We start from the raw sequence: 21,107 nt of genomic DNA, 5'->3' as shown, positions 1-21,107 counted from the left end.
GAAATGTTGCAAGATAATTTTCCTGGTTATCCAGACTCCGATTTCATCCAGGCCCGAGTCCCAAACGATCGACAGGAACGAGCAGCTACGATCGCTGACTCCGCCAGGGCCGTTGCAAAATTCGATCGCCCAATGAAATGGCAGAAGGCCCCATGAAACACATCCCCGGCTCCCAGGGTGTCGATCGCCTGAATCTTGGGAACTGGAATTTCTCCAGTCTGTCCCCGACTCACAAATTGGATCGGTCGATCGCCTTGAGTGATGGCAATATGAGGAATCTCTAACCCTTGCAGGTAAGAGAAAGTGTCCTCCAGGGTTTGACAACCCGGTGGATGAAAGTTGGCAGAGCCAATCACATAATCTGCGTAGGGTAAAACTCGCTCAAATCCGGGCTTCCAACTGCCTCCATCAACCACGATCGGAATCTTCATTGCCTGGGCCCGACTGGCAATCTCCTCTGACACAATCATCTGATGCCCGTCAATTAAGACAATCTCAACGCCCTGTAGGATATCCGCTGGAATGATGTGGGCTGGAGCCTGGGATTTTACCGCATTAATCGAGATCACCGATCGCTCTCCAGTCGCCTGCGTCACGATAATTGAAGAGGTTGGTAACGGCTCAAGGCGATCGGGAGTCAGATCGATCCAGTCCACTCCCCAGGTTTGCAGGTCAGATTGAATCAGGGGGCTGATGGGATGTTGCCCCAATGACGTTAGGAGAATTGCAGTATTGCCTAAATGGCCAAACGTAACTGCCGCATTCGTCGCTGGCCCACCTGCCGCCATGGCATAATCCAGGGCCACGATTTTCTGATTGCGATCGGGTGGAGCATCTGCCAGGTATAGCCAATCCAGGGTCGTCAATCCGACAAATAAACCGCGTTGACTCATGATCGGCTGCTCATAAAAAAGTAAGGGCGAAGCGTTTGCGGTGAAATGTATTGCTCAAGGCAACCATTTTTACGCAAAGGCTTCACCCCTACCCAGAACCATTGACGATCGTTAATTGGCACTCGCCTTGGCCATCTGGGACTGAACCCCCATCAACCGCTCATAGGTAGCCCGCATCTTCAAGCCAATCAACACCTGGAACAAGCCCGTTCCATTGTTAGAACCGGGATATTCCTTGTGCTGAAGCAGCAATTCCGTCAGCTCACCGTAGAACTTGGTAGAGGTTTTACTGAGATGGTTCTCGATGTAGATGACTTCTTCCAGGCGATCGAACTGACCATCGACTTCCAGAATCGAAGCACTGTGACCATAGTAGGTGTCTGGTCCGTAGTGCATCTTGATGCCCGGATAGGAGCAGGTCAGCTTCCGTCCGCAAGGAATCCAGTCGATCGTTGAACCTTCGTCAAACAGGAACGCTGGCTCAAATCCTTCCACGCCATCTTTCTGAATCAGCTGTACCCGGAGGACTTTCCGCTCCTTGTCGTCTGGGATCAACTGAGTCGGCAATACTGCGATGACCGCATCTGCATACTGCTTTTGTGGGTCAATGTAGGCTTGGAAGTCAGGGCGGCGGGAATTGATCGCGGCTAACACGTCCTCATAGGTGTGGCCCCGTTCTGCCATATCTCGCTGGATCTTCCAGGCAATCTTGACCTCATCGTCAATGTCCAGATAGACGCTAAAGTCAAGGAGCGATCGTACCCGTTCGTCATACATCGGGTGCAATCCTTCAATGACCACGATCGGGCTGGGTTTGATTAACTCAGGCGGATCAATCATGCCGGTTTCATGGTTGTAAATCGGCTTCATGATTTCCTGACCCTCTTTCAGGGCTTTGACCTGCTCATACATCAGATCAAAGTTGTTTGCTTTCGGGTTTAAAGCCGTTACGCCTTGCTCCTTGCGCTGCTTGCGATCCAGACTGTGGTAATCATCCAGGCAGATGACCGTCATCAATTCTTCGCCAAATAAGTCTGCTAAACGGCGCAGAAAGGTTGATTTGCCGCACCCGGAATCCCCGGCGACACCGATTAGAACCACACGGTCTGGCTTACTGGTCATAGGTTTCCCCTAGTACAAATGAAACAGGTTATCGGTATGTAAACTACGTAAATATCAATCCGCGGATCTAAAACCTTTGTCATTGCTGGAGGCCAATGCTCTACCAGAGACTAACGCTCTACTAAAGACAATGTCCTGCTCGAAAGCAGAAACCTCAAAATCAGGAACAATGCCCTGGACAAAGGTACTAGTCTTTCACAGATGGTTCATCGGCAGCAGAGAGTCCGAACTACAGACCAACAGTTGCCTGCTGCTGAGTTGAGCGGATTACCTTCCCATCGAATAAAATTTGATGCTGAGCCAATTAACTCAAGCCAAGAAGGTCTGCTAAGTATTTAGTACTACCTGGTAGTATGGATTTTACCAAAACCCGCTGCACTCTCACAAGCTAAATCCTCGCATTCCGGGGAATTGATCTCATCTTTTCAGAACCTTGCTGCACCTACAGTGTCAGAACAAATCTCTGGTAGACGATCGCCCCGTCTGTTTGGGATCAAGCTCAACTGCCCACTTTAATATGCTAAGGGTAATCTGGATCTTACGGAATACCTGGTTGGGAAAGTCTGAAATTATTCTGAAATAGTTCTAAAGCTGACAGTCTACTCTCCATTGACTCCGTTATTGTAGAAGCAAACCAGGGGTTGAATTCCTCAATCCCTAGTCCTGTTTGTGTCAGAGGGTCGCTTTGCAATGCTACGCTAGTACAGGTCAGGTCTAACGTTTCGGATTATATCCGTAGTGAGTTGGCTTGTGGTGGCAACAGCACGTATCTTAACGGCGTGCGAATTCAGATTGGCTTAGGAGAAAAGTTCATAGCAATGTACAATCCAAGCGCAGCGGGTGGGACTCCCAATAGTTATGGTAGCCGTCTGTTCATCTATGAAGTAGAGGGGCTACGACAGAACCCGGAAACTGACAAAATGGACTACCCGATTCGGCGGAGTGGCAGCGTGTTCATCACGGTTCCTTACGCCCGCATGAATCAGGAAATGCAGCGGATCACTCGGATGGGTGGACGCATTGTTAGTATTCGTCCGGTTGATGCCGAAGGTGCGGCAAATGGCAAAGCGGCTTCTTCCTCTGGCACTGAATCTCCGCAAGTGCAGTCAGCAGAAGAAACCAAGCCCATGACTCAAGCAAAGGAAAAATCCTCTAAGAAAGATGTTCCCGTTAACATCTATCGCCCGAATAATCCTTTCATCGGCAAATGTATCTCCAATGAGGAGCTAGTTGCTGAAGGCGGGATTGGCACGGTACGCCATATCAAGTTTGACCTCTCTGAAGGTGATCTGCACTATGTTGAGGGGCAAAGTATTGGCATCATTCCGGAAGGAACCGATGACAGGGGTAAACCCCACAAGCTTCGGCTTTACTCGATCGCTTCTACTCGTCATGGGGATGATGTGGATGATAAGACGGTATCGCTTTGTGTCCGTCAGTTAGAGTACAAGCATCCTGAAACGGGAGAAACGGTCTACGGAGTTTGTTCCACGTTCCTCAAGGATTTGAACCCCGGTGATCCGGTTAAAATCACTGGGCCGGTCGGTAAAGAAATGCTGCTTCCCCCCGATGAAGAGGCCAACATCATCATGATGGCAACGGGAACGGGAATTGCTCCGTTCCGGGCCTACCTCTGGCGGATGTTCAAGGACAATGAGCGGGCAGCGAACCCAGAGTATCAGTTCAAGGGCCTTGCCTGGTTGATCTTCGGGATTCCCAAAACCGCAAACATCCTTTACAAAGAAGAATTAGAGGAACTGCAAGGCAAGTATCCTGACAATTTCCGGATGACCTATGCTATCAGCCGTGAGCAACAAAACTCTGAAGGTGGCAGAATGTATATCCAGCATCGTGTGGCAGAACATGCTGACGAGATCTGGCAACTGGTCAAAGATGAAAAGACCCATGTGTACATTTGCGGTCTGAAGGGCATGGAAGATGGCATCGATGCAGCAATGTCTGCGGCCGCCGAGAAGGAAGGTGTGACCTGGAAGGAATACCAGCGATCGATTAAAGAACGTTGGCACGTTGAAACTTACTAGGCTTCGCCAATTCAATCTTCAGTAGAAGGCCAGGAGGGAAAACGCTTCTGGCTTTTTGTTGTGCGATCGGGGAAATATAGGAAGGAAGTGATGGCTCAATTCGTGCCAAACCATTTAAATGAAAATTATCCTCAGCCGTAAGGGATTCGATGCTGCAACGGGGGGAGTTCCCAGTCCCATTTTTCCAGACGGCACGATGCGCTCTCTTCCTATCCCAGAAACCCTGTCCAAGGGGCATACCTGTCGCTATGGCGATGTGCGATTGGGTTCAGAACCACTGGCAAAAGTGGTGCAAGATCTGAAGGGGCGATGGAACGGACAGCCGATCGATGGTCATTCCCTGGTGCATCTGGATCCAGATCTTGATATCAACAGTGTGGCTCGAATGCCGGGTTGGAAACCTTTGTTTGGTCAAACGGGTGCAGCCGAAAGCCATCTCCAGAATCAGAAAGTCGGTAAAGGGGATGTTTTCCTGTTCTATGGCTGGTTCAAGGAAGTGGAACGAGTCGGGGGAACCTATCGCTATGTGCCCAACAGTCCCGATCGCCATGTGCTGTTTGGTTGGCTGCAAATCGAGGAACGGTATGCTGTTGATGGGCTGGACTCTTTCCCCGACTGGATGTTGGGCCATCCCCATTGCCAGGGTTGCCAGCGTCACCCGCGTGATTCAGTTTATGTATCTACTTCTTCTTTGAAGTTGGATCTTCTTTTTCCTGGAGCTGAACCGATGCAACGACCTGGAGCAGGTTTATTTCAGCCCTTCCGCCCCGAATTGGTACTGACCGCTCCGGGGTACACCCGAAGCTACTGGCAGTTACCGGAGTGGTTTTATCCCCAAAACCGGCGATCGACCTTGAGTTATCACGAGAATCCGAAGCGATGGAGCCTCCAGGATGGCCATACCCTGTTGCGGACGGTTGGCCGTGGGCAGGAGTTTGTCCTGGACTGTGAGGATTATCCAGAGGCGATCGACTGGTTGCGCGACTTGCTGATGCTGGTAGCTCCGTTAGAATCTACTGCACATTAAGTAATTGAGTGTGAACCAATCGATCCATCCAGCCCTCCAGATAGCGACGGTTTTCTTCGCGTTGGGCCGGATCGTCTGTGGTGCGGGGATTTGGCATCAAACCCAGGATGGCGGCGGTTGTGACGCAGAACATGGACTTCTGGAAGCTGAGCCCAACTTTTACCCGCAAATCATCTTCGCCCCGCAATCCCTTCAGGTAGACCTGATGCAGATAGTCTGGAATGTAGTGCGTCATGTCCTGCATGAGTAATGTTGGCGGAATCCCCGCTCCTCCGATCGGCAACGCATCGGCAAAAAGGGCCCCGTAGCCAAACTCTGCCTGATCGACTGGAACTTGGTGAGCTTGAGCATTGTAGGACACGGTGCCGAAGAAGGGAAACAAGCGGAAGAACACGGCTTCCACGTAGGGCACTGCTGCATCCATCAGGAAAGTCAGTCCTGCGGCTTCGGGCACAAGTTCGTAGGTGTTGCCCTTCAGCGTCACGGCATAGACCATTGGCTTTGTGGCTGCTTCGACTAATCCATTCTGAATATGGGACACGACGGCTGGAATGGATTGCAGCTCACCCCGATCGTAGCGATCGGAGAGGGTTAAAAAAATCTGGCTCATGACATCCCAAAACTGCCCCAGGATGCTGTAGTAGACCAACATGCGCACCTGTTCCAGGGCAAATTCGGGGAATAGGCTGCCGACTGCCTGCGCCAGAAGATGGCCCTTTCCCCTAGCTTGAATTGCCGCCATTGCCCGCTGCCGAAATTCCTCACTATCGAGGTATTGATCGACGGCTGCTGCCCCGTGCCACAGCATTCCCCGCATGCAGTATTCAGCGTATTCATAATTGATGCGATCGTGCCACCAGTGTTTGAGCAGCTTTTGCCAGGTCACTTTGCCGTTGAAGTACTTGAAAAACGGAAACAGTACCAAAAACTGATGCTCGGCAATGTACTGGAGATTGCGCTGGTAGGCATCTAAAACCACACCGTAGCTCTTGAGAATTCCCACCACTTCAATCAGATTCTCTGGTGTATCTGGCAGCAAAGCTCCACCAGACTCTAAGCGGTCAATGATATGGGAGGAATGATGGGGAGAGGAGGGTTGAGTCACGGCTACTGGGGTTTGGGTCATGGGAACAGAGGGCAGAAGGTGAGCAGGGTTGAAGTTAACAAAGCCAGGCTTGATCAGGAGTGAAACCTCAACGCAAAATGCTGAAGCAAAACAGAAATGCTGACCGATTATTCTTAGTTTTCCTGGCTAGATTGGATGAGTCAAGTCCTCTACGGTTTGTTGAAGGTTGGATGGGAGAACTCTGGATGGAAGAACTTAATGATCAATCAGTTGCCCGATCGTTGAATCTATGGCTGGACTGATCATTGCTTCTCGCATCGGCTTAACGAATGAAGTGAGGGCGATCGAGTTTGCATGCAGTTCTGCCCCAGATGGCAAATCCGCTGCGGGACTGGAGTCTGAATCCGACCCTGAATTCCGGGGGGCAATGGACTCTGGAGATTGGTCGGTAAATTCCTGGGCTGTAATGGTTTCCGGTAGCCGAACCGCTTCAAACTGCACCAGCCGATTTACCTCTTCCATGCCCATCGCCTCAATGGTGACATTACTCCAACGCAGCATCCAGGTGGGCTGAATTCCTAAGGCAATGACCAGAACCGTGACCACAATGGACGGCAGGCGATCGCTCCAGCCAATGCGAGGTAAGTTAGCCAGGGATTCGGGCAGACGACCAAAGAAGACGCGGTTAATCAGAATCAAAAAGTAAACGGCGGTCAGTCCTGTCCCCACCATGCACAGCAGCGTTTGGATTGGAAAAACGGGTAAGCTACCGCGATAGACAATAAATTCTGCGACAAAGCCCACCATTCCAGGGATTCCAGCACTGGCCATGGCTCCAACCACCATGAGGCTGCCAATCAGGGGTAAGCCGCGCTCTGGATTGAGTAACCCCCGGAGAACGTTGACATCACGGGTTCCAGTCTTGGAGTAAACGACACCCACCAGCAGGAACAGCAGGGCTGAAATCAGGCCATGACTGATCATCTGGGCAACGGTTCCCGTCAGGCTTAAGGGGGTTGCCACTGCCGCCGCCAGGATGATGTAGCCCATATGACCCACAGAGCTATAGGCCACAATCTTCTTCATATCAGTTTGGGCGATCGCTGCGAAGGAGCCGTAGAGGACGCTGACTACCGCAATCCACGCTAGCCAGGGGGCAATTTCAGTCCATGCTTCTGGAAACAGACCTAAGCCAAACCGCAGCAGCCCATAGGTTCCCAATTTCAGCAGTACGCCAGCCAGCAGCACTGAAGCGGGGGTGGGAGCTTCAACGTGGGCATCGGGTAACCAGGTGTGGAAGGGCACCACGGGAATTTTGATGCCAAATCCAATTAAAAGCGTGATCAGCAGAATCATTTGACTGGTGACGGGCAAAACCTGAGATTGCACCACATCGTAGTCAAAGCTATTGGTTTCGCTGATGATGGCTAAACCGAAGAAGGACGCTAAAATCAGCACTCCAGACGCGGCTGTATAAATCAAAAACTTGGTGGCTGCGTAGCCCCGACGGGATCCGCCCCAAATGGCAATAATCAAATAGAGGGGAATCAGCTCCACCTCGTAGAACAGAAAGAACAGCAGCAGGTTTTGAGCCACAAAGGCCCCCGCGACCGCTCCCCCCAGAATCAGCACCAGGCTGTAGTACAGTCGAGGTCGGTTGATGTATGGGTCACTGGCATAGATCGCAATCCAGATTAGCAGGCTGTTGATGATCACCAGCGGTATGGATAAACCATCTACCCCCAGTTGATAGGTCAACCCCAAGCTTTCAATCCAGGGCAAGGATTCCTGGAATTGCAGTCCCGGTAGGCTCACATCAAATTGACTGGCGAGTCCGATCGTCCAGATGCCTACTACACTGGCAATGACCAGGGCAATTTGACGAGTTCGATCGAGCAGCGAGTCAGGCAATAGAGCGATGACAATGGCTCCAACCACGGGAATCCAAATCAAAGCACTTAGCATTGGGGATGATTACTCCTTACGCATCACAGGACAGCAAGCACAGGGACAGACAAGGGCGGGCAGAACCAGCAGGTTCAGGCGGTTGAGGATGGCCAATAGAGGATGGCAAACCCACTTACCAGGACCAATTCCAAAACGCCCAGGCAACCGAAGTGAGGACAATAAACAGTCCAATAAACAGACTGAGGAGGTAGGTTCGAGATTGACCCGATATGGTGTACTTGAGGCTTTCACCCCCAAACAGGGAGGCGACTCCCACAAAGTTCACCAGCCCATCGACGACGTAGCGATCGAACCAGGCGGTCAATCGTGAACCCTGGACGACCCCCAATACCACCGTCATGCCATAGAGGCGATCGATAAAGAAATCGTAGGCAAAGAGATCGCGCACTGATTTCCATACCAGGCTGGCGGGCTGACGCGATCGTTTGCCCAGGTAAAGCCACGCGCTTGCCCCTGCCCCTGCAATGCCAGAGCAGAGCAACAGCGCCACTGCACCCCAATCCAGCTGATCCCAGCTCGGTAAGTAGCCCCATTCCCACAGCAGGGCAGGCACCAAAAGGTTAAAGATGCTGAGGGACACCATCGGCACAGCCATCAACCAGTTCACCTCTGGGGCCCGACGGGTTTTCGGTTGTGCTTCTCCCCCAAACACCAATCCATACACTCGAACAAAGTTAAAGGCCGTCAGCCCATTCACCGTGGCCAGAATCCCAACTAACCAGGGATCTGTCGCCCAAATCGACTCAGCCCAATCCACCATGGCCCAGAAACCCCCTAACGGCAAGATTCCTACTAAGGCGATCCCGCCGATGATAAAGGCGATCGCGGTGGCAGGCATCCGGGCTGCCAGTCCCCCTAATTCGGTCAGCGTCTGGGTACTGGTTGTTAAAATCACGGAGCCAATGCTCATGAACTGAAGGGCTTTGGCAACACCATGAACAAAGAGGAACAGGAGGGCTAGCTCATCCTGCTGAAGTCCAACGGCTAAAAAGACTAGACCCAGGTAAGCACTGGTGGTGTGGGAAAGGGCCCGTTTGATGTCGATCTGGGCGATGGCCACCAGGGAGGCTCCGATCGCTGTGACACCCCCTAATATCATGAGCGTATCTAGGGCAATGGGAGAGAGGGCTAAGACGGGCTGAAGCCGGATCAGCACATAGGCTCCACAGGCTACCACTACTGAATTTCGCAGAATTGAAGCGGGGTTAGGGCCCTCCATCGCTTCATCCAGCCACAGGTTGAGCGGAAACTGAGCGCACTTCCCAACGGGGCCGGCCAGCAGGGCAAGTCCCAGTAAATTTGCCACCAGGGGAGATAGGTTTGCGGTGCTGGCCCAAATTTCCAGGTGGGTGAAGTCTAAACTGCCGGCGATCGTCGATAGGGTGACAACCCCCATCAACAGCAATAGGTCGCCAACGCGCTTGGTCAAAAAGGCATCGCGGGCAGCCGTTACTACCAATGGTTGGGCGTACCAGAAGCCAACCAGCAGATAGGTAGACAGGGTCAGCATTTCCAGCAGGGCATAGCTGAAAAAGAGGGAATCGCTGAGGGCAATGCCGCTCATTGCCGCTTCAAAAAATCCCATCAGTGAATAAAATCGTGCTAATGCCCAATCTTTCTCCAAATAACCCAGGGAATAGACTTGAGCAATGAGGCTGAGGACAGTGATGATTAGAGCGGCCCCAACACTGACCCTGGAGGTAACGAGCGTCAGCCAAACATCTAACCCTGGTACACTCATCCAGGGAATCAGCCAGCGGTGGGGCTCCTGATCCCACACGGCCCAGAGGAGTAATGCGCTGTGAATCAGGGCAGCTAGCGTCATCAAAATATTGAAATAGGCAGCCGGCCGTGGCCCCGTTCGCCGGATAAGTCCGACTGACCAGGGAAGAGTGAGAATTGCACCCGCCAGACCATAGACTGGAACCCACCAGCTCGTTTGGGAGAGAAGCTCTAGCATGACAGTACCGTTTTCCTTCGACTGAAGAAATTAAGCCAGACCGCGATCGTTTCCTGGGGGTTTGCTGACCATGCCTTTAGACTATGCCTTTTGGAGACCATGCCTTTAGGTAGCGCGGTTTTGGGTGACGCAACCCATTACTCCGCTCAGGTTGTCAGCTTTGACCCACAATCAACGCAGCTCAAATTCCGCTCACTGCCCCAGTGGTGGCTCAATGATGAATCCATCAGAAGCACAAAACCCTCTGGACAGAAGCGGCACAGGCTCAAAATTGGAGAAATGAGATTGAAGATGAGCGTGATTTTATTAAGAAAATATTAGCATCTGATATCGATGCTTCAAAATATTTCGATTCAATAATTTTTGGGTAACTTCTTTTTAAGATTCTCAATCTAATATTGAGGACGGCAGGAAATATAAAAACTTGCTTATGAATGATATAATTCGGAGTGATGATTGCCGGATTGCAATGATTTCAAATCATCAAGAGCGATCGCTCAATCTACTAATTTTCCAGGGTTTCACCACAGCCAATCTAGATTTATTGCAGAACTAAGTCTGCTTCTAAATCTTTTTTGCTTCAGCATTTAAATGAATGTTTTGTGAAATCGTTCTTGGGATGTTAACCCTCTGGCTGGATAACGAAATCAGATACAAAGGCTGGTCAAAGGAAGAGGGATTGGGAAGCGTTGAACTTCATTGAGAAGCCAAGGTCAGTGAAGTAATTTTGTCAAGATTGGCTGGAAAGGTGGAGGTGGGCATAAAGCGGGGTTATATATCGTATAAAAATAATCATTCTGATTTATATTGCCAAGGGAATTACAACCCCTGTATTCTTATGCTTGGGAATTCTCGGTATTTTTGAGAGTTTTTTAGATTGGCAATTCTCGTCAGTATTGATGGTTCGGTATTGATGCCAGGTTGTTGTTTAAGTTTTCCTCTCTCGTGGGAGATTAGGTAATGCCGATTGCTGTAGGAATGATAGAGACTAGAGGCTTCCCGGCTGTGGTGGAAGCAGCGGACGCAATGGTAAAGGCGGCTCGTGTGACATTGGTTGGCTACGAAAAAATTGGTAGCGGTCGTGTTACGGTCATTGTTCGGGGAGATGTGTCTGAGGTTCAGGCATCTGTTGCGGCAGGAATTGAGTCTGCCAAGCGGGTGAACGGGGGTGAAGTGGTTTCTACTCACATTATTGCCCGGCCTCATGAGAACCTGGAATATGTTCTGCCCATTCGATATACCGAAGCGGTAGAACAGTTTCGTTCCTAGTTGGCTCCTCTGGGGCGACTAGGGTGATCTGATTGTGTTGATTTACGTTAACTGGAAGGGAGATTTTTCAAAATGGCGATCGCAGTTGGAATGGTAGAAACGTTGGGCTTCCCGGCTGTGGTGGAAGCGGCAGACGCAATGGTGAAGGCGGCTCGTGTAACGCTGGTGGGCTACGAAAAAATTGGTAGCGGTCGTGTCACCGTCATCGTTCGGGGAGATGTGTCTGAAGTTCAGGCATCGGTTTCTGCGGGTATTGAAAACGTGAAGCGGGTGAATGGCGGACAGGTTTTGTCCACGCACATCATCGCTCGTCCCCACGAAAACCTGGAGTACGTTCTGCCGATTCGTTACACTGAGGCAGTAGAGGCATTCCGGGAGAGCGTCAGTGGAATTCGCCCAATTAGCCGCTCTTAATCATTACCGTTAAAGCCTGATGCAAATTGCTAGAGTCTGCGGTACCGTTGTCAGCACCCAGAAAGAGCCGAGTTTGACGGGGGTGAAATTCCTGGTCGTGCAGCTGATCGATGAGGAAGGAAACCCCTTGCCTGGCTACGAAGTGGCGGCTGACAGCGTTGGAGCGGGAGTCAATGAGTGGGTACTGGTTAGTCGTGGCAGTGCTGCCCGTCAAACTCCTGGTGGCGAGTCTCGTCCCCTTGATGCGTTGGTGATTGGAATCATTGACACGGTTAGTATGGACAGTCATCGCCTTTACAGTAAGCGCGAGCAGGATCGGTAGATCTGGGATTTTAGAGTTTGGATTGATAGGGATTGATAGGGATCGTTGATTCGGAACAGCTGGTTTTATCAGTAGTGACCGATTGATGCGGATGGGAGTGGCTTGACGACTTCAGTTCCAGGTTCTGGCAATCCAAAATCTAAATTCAAAAATTTAAATCTCAAAAGTTTAAATCCCAAAGGTTTAAACTTTTGCCCTCCTGCTTCCCGCTTCTATGCTGAATACTCCTTGTACGACAGGCTAGTTTCAAACGCGGGCTAGCTATGTTGCAGTTGTAAGAAAGGAGAGATTGTTCCTATGGTAGTCCAAGGATCTGCTGCTTCCCCTGCTGGGGCCCAGGGTTCTACCCAACCCAAAATTGATCAGACTGCCAATATCCATTCCTTCTCCAGCATCACGGGAAATGTGGTGATTGGAGCCAATGCATTGATTGCGCCAGGGACTTCCATTCGGGCTGACGAAGGGGGTTCTTTTCGCATCGGAGATGGGAGTCAGGTGCAGGATGGGGTGGTGATTCACGGGCTGGCGCAGGGTCGTGTGGTCGGAGAGGATGAAGCCCCCTATTCGGTCTGGATTGGGAAAAATGCTGCGATTACCCACATGGCGTTGATTCACGGGCCCGCCTACATCGGGGATAACTGCTTCATTGGCTTTCGTTCAACGGTGTTTAATGCTCGGATTGGGGATGGCTGCATTGTGATGATGCATGCTCTGATTCAGGATGTGGCCATTCCGCCCGGTAAGTTAGTCCCTTCGGGGTCTGTGATTACATCTCAACCGCAAGCCGATCGTCTGCCTGATGTGAGAGAAGCCGATCGTGTGTTTGCGGCTCATATGGTTGGAACGAACCAAGCCCTCCGTTCTGGCTACCACACTGCTGAAACCGTTGCTCGGATTACGCCGATTCGGGAGCAGTTAGAGCAAGCCTATCAAAACGATAGCCCGTCCGGCTATCCCACTGATTCCAGTCCCTCTAGTCGAAATCAAAATATAGGTCAGATGGTCAATACTCGTCTAAGTCCAGAAATTACCGAGCGAGTTCGCCAAATCCTCGCTCAAGGTCTACAAGTTGGCATGGAACACGCCGATAAACGTCGGTTTCAAACCAGTTCCTGGCATAGCTGTGCGCCCATTCACTCCAACCGTGAGGCGGAGGTGATGGAAGGGTTGGAGCGATGTGTGAATGAACATACGGACGAGTATGTTCGGATTTTCGGGATTGATACCCACTCCAAGCGGCGGGTTTCCGAAATGATTATTCAACGGCCAGGGCAGTCGGCCCTCGATCGCTCTACTGCGGTTACGGCAACCAGCTATGGTGATGGGAGTTCCTACAATAGCGCGTCGAAGAGGAGTTATTCTTCTAACAGCTATTCCTCCAGCAACTATTCCTCCAGCAGTTCCTCTTCCAGCCATTACTCTGGGGGTGGCAGTGGGCAGTTGGATGCTGAGGCGATCGAAAAGGTGCGGCAGTTTGTTTCTCAGGGCTACAAGATTGGGACGGAACACGCTGATGCCCGTCGATTCCAAACGAGTTCCTGGCAACCCTGCACGCCGATTCAAACCAACCGTGAGTCGGAGGCTATTTCAGCTTTAGAAGGCTGTCTGGCAGAACATCAAGGGGAGTACGTCCGGCTTTTTGGGATTGACCCGAAGGCAAAGCGGCGAATTTCTGAGCTGATTATTCAGCGGCCAGGTGATAAGAATGGGGCAGCTCCCAAGGGGCCGTCCAGTCCTTATACACCACCGAAGCCCAGCCATTCCTATTCTTCTTCTTCTCACTCCAATAACGGTTCAGGTTCTCTCAAGCCGGATACGGTCAACCAGGTGCGGCAACTCCTGTCTCAGGGGTATCGGATTGCGGCTGAACATGCGGATGCGCGTCGATTCCAGACGAGTTCCTGGAAGAGTTGTGCCCCGATTCAAACGAATAATGAATCCGGGGTGTTGTCGGCACTGGAAAGCTGCTTATCAGAGAATAACGGTGAGTATGTGCGGCTGATTGGCATTGATGCCAAAACGAAACGGCGGGTTGCGGAAATGATTATCCAACGGCCGTGATCGGGTTCGGGATTTTGGATGGTTTAGGCTGGAAGGGGGCGGTCTGATGCGCTGCCTCCTGATTCATCCAGCTCTTGCAGGGTTCAAAATCCCAGTTCCCCAGTTTATCCAACTTTTTGCAACTAATGTCTAGCCTGATCCGATCGCCATTTCCTGCTTTGATTAATGACCGTCACATTTTTGTGAGTGGAAATGTAGTGATTCATCCCAGTGCTGCGATCGCCCCTAGTGTGATGCTGCAAGCTGATCCAGGCAGTCAATTGCTGATTGGTGCGGGAGTGTGTATTGGAGCTGGCTGTATTCTTCATGCTCACCAGGGGACGTTGGAGGTTGGGGCGGGAGCGACTCTGGGTAGCGGTGTTTTAATTGTGGGGCAGGGCAAGATTGGGGCCAATGCCTGTATTGGGGCGATGACAACAATTATGGATAGCTCGGTTCTGCCCGGTGAAAATCTGCCACCTGGATCGCTGATTGGGGATTGGAGCCGTCAGTCTGTCGTGATCGAATCGGGTTCGGTGGAGTCGGATTTAACGGCCAATCAAGCTGACGAAGCCGATCCCTGGTTTACGGAGCAGGGGCGATCGGCTGCTGGGCAGAAATCTACCGAAAGGCAGAGCACCGCCAACCAACCCTCTACCAATCAGGCATCGCAGGAAACCGCTGCAAATGCTTCAGAACCGTCCCCTGAGGAAACCGCTGGGGTCAAGGTCGTATATGGACGAGCTTCGCTAGAGCGCATGATGATTACGATGTTTCCCCACCGCAAGGGTAGTGAGGAGTAAACATCCCGATTCTGGCTCCAATGCGTATACTGGAATCAACCTACAGACTTAACGAATGAGTCTGTCCTGACCAAATCTTTTATGAATTCATCCAAACGTCCCCCCATTCCCAGTGAAAGCGCGTTGGGGTTAGTCTGTACTCAGAGTTTTCCGGCGATCGTTGGCACGGCAGATATGATGCTGAAGTCGGCAGCCGTGAGACTCGTTGGCTACGAGAAGATCGGCAGCGGCTACTGTACGGCGGTGGTGCGGGGACGAATTGCCGATGTGCGGATTGCGGTGGAAGCTGGGGCAGAAACGGCAGAACAGTTTGGGCAGTTGGTTTCCAAGAGCATCATCTCCCGACCGCTACCAAACCTGGAAATGGTGTTACCGATTAGCGATCGTCTGGCGCAGTTTGCTGAGGAACAGGGCTACAGTCGGCTGAGTAATTTGGCGGTAGGACTGTTGGAAACGAGAGGGTTTCCGGCAATGGTGGGGGCATCGGATGCCATGCTGAAAGCGGCGGATGTGCATCTGGCAGCCTATGAGATGATTGGCGATGGGCTATGTACGGCGATTATCCGGGGGCGCGTTTCGGATGTGGCGGTGGCGGTGGAAGCGGGGATGTATGAGGCCGATCGAATTGGTGAACTCCATGCGGTAATGGTGATTCCTCGTCCCCTTGATGATATGGAAGCGACTCTGCCTGTGGCTAGCTGCTGGATTGAAAAACGGCAGCCGCTCGCGCTGCCGATCGACTTGAAGCAGACCCAGAAAGAGTTGGTGGGACAGAAGGAAGAAGTGGAGTTGCCCGATCTGCAACGGCTGCCCTTGCCGGAGGAAGAACGATTGCCCCTACCGGAAGAAATCAGTCGAGAAGAGTATCGCAATGAGTAGATGGTGATAGAGAAGATCAGAATAAGTAGGTAGGCTGATGTCAGATTGTTGTGGATGTTGAGCTCTAGGACACTGTTAAACCAAGATCTCTAATCTGCTGGATCAGTGCGGTTGGGATAAGATTTTTATATTAAAGTGCTCATCAGCTTAAGCTTGTGATAACTACTCTTACCTTAAGAAATTTTAAGAGCATTGAAGAGCAAACCTATAAGTTTGCTCATTTTGATCTTTTGGTAGGACGCAACAATAGTGGTAAAAGCACGATTCTGCAAGCTTTAGCAATCTGGCAATTCTGTGTTGATGAATTTCGTCGAGTTAAGCGTCGTGGGAGTACTGGTAAGCAAGTCGTTCTTCCTAACTTCACAGCGCTTCCTGTCCCAGAATTCAATCTTCTTTGGAGGGAGAAAACCGATCGTCGATATCCAAAGGTAAATGGTTCTAAAAAGCAAGAGTTTATCTTGGTAGAGATTGATGTCACTTGGATCACAGATACTCCTGAACCCAGAGAATGCTCGTTTGGGGTTAAATTGCGTTACAGTTCTCCCCAAACCATTTACGCTATTCCTTCGGAGGGATGGGAACACTTTCGGGAACTGGAAGGGAAACCGAGTCAATCAAACTCTCTATTGCCTGTGATTGCTTATGTTCCGCCCTTCTCTGGTTTAGAACCTAACGAAGAGTGGCGAGATGACGGGCCGTTACGCAAGCAGGTTGGTAAGGCTCAACCAGGGAGTGTGCTTAGAAATCTTCTACTCCGAGTTTGGGAAGAAAATCGAGAAGACTGGTCTGAAATTCAACGAGTTATTAAGCAGTGGTTTAGCGTTGAGTTAAGAGAACCTCAATATGAAAAGGGAGTCGATACACAGATAACTTGTGAATACAGACAAGGTGACAAAACCTACGATATTATTTCCGGAGGAAGCGGTTTTCATCAAACATTAACTCTCCTGGCATTCTTCTATGGGTACAAGCCTACTACCATTCTGCTCGATGAGCCCGATGCTCACCTTCATGTTAATTTACAGCGAGAAATCTTAGATTACTTTAAGAATCAACACCTTAAAAATCAAGAAGCATCTCAGAGAAATACTCAATTCCTGATTGCAACCCATGCTGAAGAATTTATTCAGGGAGTTGATGTCCGTCAAATTATTTCATTACTTGATAAAGTGCCTAAACGGGTAGAAGCAACCCCAGCCATTTTAACGGCGATGGCAGATGTCTCTAACTTAGAAATTACTCAACTCTCAGAGCTTGCTGTACCGATTCTTTTATATGTTGAAGGGGAAACGGACGAGCGGCTTTTAAGAGGTTGGTCTGCTCCTTTGAATATGCCAGATATACTCAATGAAGTTTGCTTTCGCGTCATGAGAGGTGGTTCTAAGGACAAGATGAAGGTAGATAGCGATCGTCACTTTGAAGGCGTAAAGCAGATTATTCCGTCTGCGAAACGGCTTATATTGTTTGACTATGATGACGAGACAACATTCCACCCAGAGAAAAATAATCCAGTGCTGTACGAATGGAAGCGCAGAAATATTGAAAACTATTTGCTGGTTCCTGATGCGTGGATAAGAGCAGCTTTTAATAAAGTTTCTATTAGCGATGGTGATATTTTTTCATCTTCAGTTAGAGAATTAATTGAAAGTTTCTTTGCTGGTGAGAATCTTACTCTTCCCCCTGGACAATCCTGGAGAGATGTTAAGGCAAATATTTTTCAACTTGTGAATGGTAAAAAACTCTTGTTTGAAAATTCAGACTCCCTTTTTCAGCGCCTTAAGTCTCATGAGCTGCCAATCCAATCGACTGCTGCATTAGAACTAACGCGAGAAATAGTAGCAGCCAGTATGGATGCAAATGAGGTTCACGAAGATGTTCATCAGTTTTTCAGTAAGCTGAGTCAGTTAGTTGATTTAGCAACTAATTAGTCGGAGTATATCCTACTTTTGCATGATGGATAGTTCACTGGCAGGCAAGATGCCTGCGCTACGGAAATCAATACAATTTGCATCAGTGGGATGATCCCCAAGCATTGCGCTGTTGTCACCGATCTCCCCTAATCTACTCCCTCGTTCACCGGGAAGCGATCGATGAGTTGAATCGCCCGGATGGCATTTTGCTTCAATTCAGCGGGTAAGTGAGGTGCGTGGGGAATCTGAGATAGGAAATCCACCGTGCGTCGCAACATGCGCACGACATCTCCCTCATCGAGACTGGTCTTACTGCACAGTTCGCTCCATTCTACGCCCAAAGCCCACTGTTCTACCAGTCCAACTAAGTCTGTTTCCATCCATACCGGCAGGGCGACCTGATAGCGTCGTTGCAGTTTGAATAGTTCCCGCCGAATGCCGCGTAATCCCTGTAAGGCTTGATCTACCTCTGGGGATATTTTGTAACGAGTCCAGGTATCGGGACGGGAAACTTCCGTCACCAGGGCGGCGCAGGCAGAAGCGAGGTGATGGGGATCCAGTCCATCCAGCTCACCTGAATCCAGGGCCAGGCCCAACCACAGTTCATTATCTCCGCGAATCGCTGCGGCTACTTCTCCCTTCGCTGTGGTTGCCCACTTTTCATCGGGCGGATCTTCGGAGGGTTCCGCTGAGGGGGATAGGCTGTCGATGTCCATGTCAACGAACTGAAGACAGTCAAAATACTCCAGGATCTCCATCAGGCTAAGGAATTCCTGCCAGTAGCGTTGTGAGTAGCGATCGAGTTTGGCCACCCGCGATTCCAGTTCATCCTGCATCTTGGCCAGACGGCTGTAACGTTTCAAAAGCGGCCCCGGTTCGCCAAACTGGCGCAGGGGATGGCTATTGATTTGCGCTTCAACGGCAGTGACCCGTCCTTGCTGGGTCTGGACTTCCGGTGGAACATCCACCTCTGGGGGAATGGTGGGAATTTGATTGGCGATCGCCTGAGTCACTTCATCTCCCGATCGCACGGCACCGGGGCGGGGACTTAGCTCCATTGGAGGGGAAAGGTGATCCACTGCTTCCAGGCGGGGAATTTCTGGATGTAACCCCACGACATCGGCAATGGTGGCCACATACCAGCGGTTGTTTTGCCCCAGGCAGACCAGATAGGGAAACTGCCCGGAACCGGGTACTTTCGTCACCAATACCGCTGAGAGGGGGGCGGGTACCGTGATGTGTTTACCCTTAATGGTCAGCATGGTTCCAGCCACGGCATAGGAGAGCAAAGTTGCTAGATTCTCGGCGGCTACCTGCTGGGCTTGCTGATGGAGGGTTTTCAGCAAACGGCGTTCTTCCTTGAGCCGATCGTTGAGTTTGCTGTAGCTGGCTAGCAGATCTGGATCAATGCTGGCTAGTTCGGTTTCAAGCTGAGTGATGGCGAGGGATAGATCGGTGATGGCCTGCTGTTGGGGGCGGAGGTAGAGGGTGGAGAGGTAGTGGCCAAAACTGCGCTCAATTAAGTCTTTGGTTTGGAGTAGTGTATGGGTTTGCAGCAAATTCAGCACCATGCCGTAGCTGGGGGTAAACTGGCTGACCAGGGGATCGGAGCCGGAACTGGCTAGATAAAATGCCTCTGATGCCCCTTCAAAGGGAGTTTGTACGGTGACGACATGGCCGAGATTATCCATTCCCCGTCGTCCGGCCCGACCCGCCATCTGCAAAAACTCGGAGGCGTTTAACAGGCGATGGCCGCGATCGGTGCGTTTTGAGAGACTGGAAATTACTGTGGTGCGGGCGGGCATATTGATTCCTGCCGCCAGGGTTTCGGTGGCAAAAACGATTTTGATTAACCCTTCTTGAAACAGTTCTTCAATCAACCCTTTCCAGGCCGGTAGGACTCCAGCATGGTGGGATGCAATGCCGTGATAGAGAGGTTCCAAATGATCTGTCCGCACTGCCTCTGGGTTGCGGCTAATAAAGGCATCAATGCGATACTTCAGGGCGGCGGCCTCGGCCCGATTCACCAGCTTCAAATGATTCAGCTCGTTTACCGCTCGATCGCAGCCCCGACGGCTGAAGATGAAATAAATGGCGGGGAGCATGTTTCGCTCTTGCAGGAGGCTGGCCACCGCAGCAATGCTGGGTCCTTCCTGGCGGCCCCGGTTTCCTCCCTTCGGCTTGAGCCGGGCGTTGATTCCTTTCTTTTTCTGGTTGTTGAACAGGGGAAATAAGCCCTTGGTGTTGCAGAAGTGAAATTCCAGGGGAACGGGGCGATAGTCGGAAAAGATCAGCTTGGTGGGGCCGTGAACCAGGCTAATCCAGTCTGTGAGCTGTTCACTGTTGGCGATCGTTGCGGAGAGGGCGACTAGCTGAATCGTGGGGGGCGCGTAGATAATTGACTCTTCCCAAACTGTGCCGCGCTGGCGATCGTTCATATAGTGGCATTCATCCAGCACCACTGCTTCCACATCCACCACGGAAGTGCCAACCTCACCGATCGGTGTGCCGTAGAGCATGTTGCGAAAAATTTCGGTGGTCATCACCACGATCGGTGCATCCCGATTGATGGATAAATCTCCGGTCAATAGACCGACCTGCTCTGGTCAAATTGCTCCCGAAAATCTCGTAGTTTCTGGTTGGATAATGCCTTCAGGGGCGTAGTGTAGAAGACCCGCTTGCCTCGCGCCAGGGCCCGATGAATCGCGTATTCCCCAACCAAGGTTTTACCTGATCCGGTTGGGGCACAAACGACCACCGATTCCCCCGCATTCAGAGCTTCGATCGCCTGCTGCTGAAAGGGGTCTAATTCAAACGGAAAGATCAAACTGAGATCAAGTTGGGCAGTGCCGGATGGAACGTTCACAGGTCAAGGTCTTCGTATGGGAGACAAAATAGGGTTTTTCAATCCTACCTCTCCTCAATCATATCGTTCTCATTTGATTCGCAGAATCTCGTCAAGATTGTCCGCCGCGATCGCCCCCTGTCCGCCTTATCGAGTTACCACAATATTGGCGCGAGTCAGATCGGCCCGGTTGGTGAATTTGGCGATCAAGACCTGAGATGCTCCGCCAATGCCGTCGGAATCGTAGAACAGGGAGCCGGTGGACTGATTGTAGATGATGCGATGGCTGGATGTCGTTGCCCGATCGCCCAGGGTGAATTGATTGGAACGCATTCGGCCTCGTTTGAGTTGATTATTGAAGCCCTTACGGGACAGTTGCAGGATATCTTCGCCGGGTTTGAAATCTCGAATTACGCTGCGATCGCGCTTACGACGGCTGGACAGAACGAACACATCTCGACCGGGGCCGCCAATCAGGGTATCTCGACCGGGCCCCCATCCAGGCGATCGTTGCCCGGGCCACCGACCAGACGATCGCGGCCGGGTC

Annotated in this window: 16 protein-coding genes and 1 pseudogene; 9 read left to right on the top strand and 8 right to left on the bottom strand. The window is 51.1% G+C overall.

Features of this window, described 5'->3' with window-relative positions:
- Positions 1-26: 26 nt before the first annotated feature.
- Positions 27-893: a sugar kinase gene (locus ACM1PF_RS02930; protein WP_416672185.1), complete on the bottom strand. Its 867-nt coding sequence runs from the start codon at positions 891-893 to the stop codon at positions 27-29.
- Positions 894-1,004: 111 nt separating this feature from the next.
- Positions 1,005-2,015, bottom strand: a complete 1,011-nt coding sequence (locus ACM1PF_RS02925; RefSeq protein WP_416672183.1) for a phosphoribulokinase — start codon at positions 2,013-2,015, stop codon at positions 1,005-1,007.
- 818 nt (positions 2,016-2,833) lie between these two features.
- Here ACM1PF_RS02925 and petH point away from each other — a divergent pair.
- Positions 2,834-4,057: a ferredoxin--NADP reductase gene (petH, locus tag ACM1PF_RS02920; RefSeq protein ID WP_416672182.1), complete on the top strand. Its 1,224-nt coding sequence runs from the start codon at positions 2,834-2,836 to the stop codon at positions 4,055-4,057.
- A 118-nt stretch (positions 4,058-4,175) separates the two neighbouring features.
- The gene (locus ACM1PF_RS02915; protein ID WP_416672180.1) at positions 4,176-5,084 is read left to right on the top strand and encodes an Nmad3 family putative nucleotide modification protein; all 909 of its coding nucleotides are present in this window, start codon (positions 4,176-4,178) and stop codon (positions 5,082-5,084) included.
- On the opposite strand, the gene ACM1PF_RS02910 is transcribed toward ACM1PF_RS02915, so the two are convergent.
- The 3 genes from ACM1PF_RS02910 to ACM1PF_RS02900 form a co-directional block, all read right to left on the bottom strand.
- Complete coding sequence (locus tag ACM1PF_RS02910) at positions 5,071-6,210, bottom strand: CO2 hydration protein (protein WP_416672178.1); 1,140 nt, start codon at positions 6,208-6,210, stop codon at positions 5,071-5,073. The two genes, ACM1PF_RS02915 and ACM1PF_RS02910, sit on opposite strands and share 14 nt — an antisense overlap.
- Positions 6,211-6,405: 195 nt before the next feature.
- Entirely contained in the window at positions 6,406-8,115 is a 1,710-nt protein-coding gene (locus tag ACM1PF_RS02905; RefSeq protein WP_416672177.1) for an NADH-quinone oxidoreductase subunit M, read from the bottom strand.
- A gap of 115 nt (positions 8,116-8,230) precedes the next feature.
- A complete protein-coding gene (locus ACM1PF_RS02900) occupies positions 8,231-10,078 on the bottom strand; it encodes an NAD(P)H-quinone oxidoreductase subunit F (RefSeq protein ID WP_416672176.1) in 1,848 nt (615 codons plus the stop codon).
- Positions 10,079-11,038: 960 nt separating this feature from the next.
- Between ACM1PF_RS02900 and ACM1PF_RS02895 the strand changes: the two genes are divergently transcribed.
- The 7 genes from ACM1PF_RS02895 (at position 11,039) to ACM1PF_RS02865 (ending at position 17,733) form a co-directional block, all read left to right on the top strand.
- Positions 11,039-11,347, top strand: coding sequence for a carbon dioxide-concentrating mechanism protein CcmK (locus ACM1PF_RS02895; RefSeq protein WP_036003973.1), 309 nt, complete (start codon positions 11,039-11,041; stop codon positions 11,345-11,347).
- 72 nt (positions 11,348-11,419) lie between these two features.
- A complete protein-coding gene (locus ACM1PF_RS02890) occupies positions 11,420-11,761 on the top strand; it encodes a carbon dioxide-concentrating mechanism protein CcmK (RefSeq protein WP_106173690.1) in 342 nt (113 codons plus the stop codon).
- 19 nt (positions 11,762-11,780) lie between these two features.
- Positions 11,781-12,083: a EutN/CcmL family microcompartment protein gene (locus ACM1PF_RS02885; protein ID WP_416672174.1), complete on the top strand. Its 303-nt coding sequence runs from the start codon at positions 11,781-11,783 to the stop codon at positions 12,081-12,083.
- Between the two features lie 297 nt (positions 12,084-12,380).
- The gene (locus tag ACM1PF_RS02880) at positions 12,381-14,144 is read left to right on the top strand and encodes a ribulose bisphosphate carboxylase small subunit (protein ID WP_416672172.1); all 1,764 of its coding nucleotides are present in this window, start codon (positions 12,381-12,383) and stop codon (positions 14,142-14,144) included.
- Positions 14,145-14,269: 125 nt separating this feature from the next.
- Positions 14,270-14,926: a transferase gene (locus ACM1PF_RS02875; protein ID WP_416672171.1), complete on the top strand. Its 657-nt coding sequence runs from the start codon at positions 14,270-14,272 to the stop codon at positions 14,924-14,926.
- Positions 14,927-15,007: 81 nt separating this feature from the next.
- On the top strand, positions 15,008-15,805 hold the full coding sequence (locus ACM1PF_RS02870; RefSeq protein ID WP_416672169.1) for a carbon dioxide-concentrating mechanism protein CcmK: 798 nt from the start codon (positions 15,008-15,010) through the stop codon (positions 15,803-15,805).
- A gap of 155 nt (positions 15,806-15,960) precedes the next feature.
- Positions 15,961-17,733, top strand: a complete 1,773-nt coding sequence (locus ACM1PF_RS02865; RefSeq protein WP_416672167.1) for an ATP-dependent nuclease — start codon at positions 15,961-15,963, stop codon at positions 17,731-17,733.
- Positions 17,734-17,861: 128 nt separating this feature from the next.
- On the opposite strand, the pseudogene ACM1PF_RS02860 reads toward ACM1PF_RS02865, so the two are convergent.
- The 3 genes and pseudogenes from ACM1PF_RS02860 to ACM1PF_RS02850 form a co-directional block, all read right to left on the bottom strand.
- Positions 17,862-20,581 (bottom strand): annotated as a pseudogene (locus tag ACM1PF_RS02860) (DEAD/DEAH box helicase).
- 126 nt (positions 20,582-20,707) lie between these two features.
- Entirely contained in the window at positions 20,708-21,013 is a 306-nt protein-coding gene (locus tag ACM1PF_RS02855; RefSeq protein ID WP_416672166.1) for a hypothetical protein, read from the bottom strand.
- Between the two features lie 20 nt (positions 21,014-21,033).
- Positions 21,034-21,090: a hypothetical protein gene (locus ACM1PF_RS02850; protein ID WP_416676543.1), complete on the bottom strand. Its 57-nt coding sequence runs from the start codon at positions 21,088-21,090 to the stop codon at positions 21,034-21,036.
- Positions 21,091-21,107: the final 17 nt, after the last annotated feature.

Source organism: Egbenema bharatensis FJBBOT/2019 (assembly GCF_048077055.1).
GTDB lineage: Bacteria > Cyanobacteriota > Cyanobacteriia > Elainellales > Elainellaceae > Egbenema > Egbenema bharatensis.
Note: the sequence above shows the minus strand (reverse complement) of the source record. Positions and strands in the feature narration are given on the sequence as shown.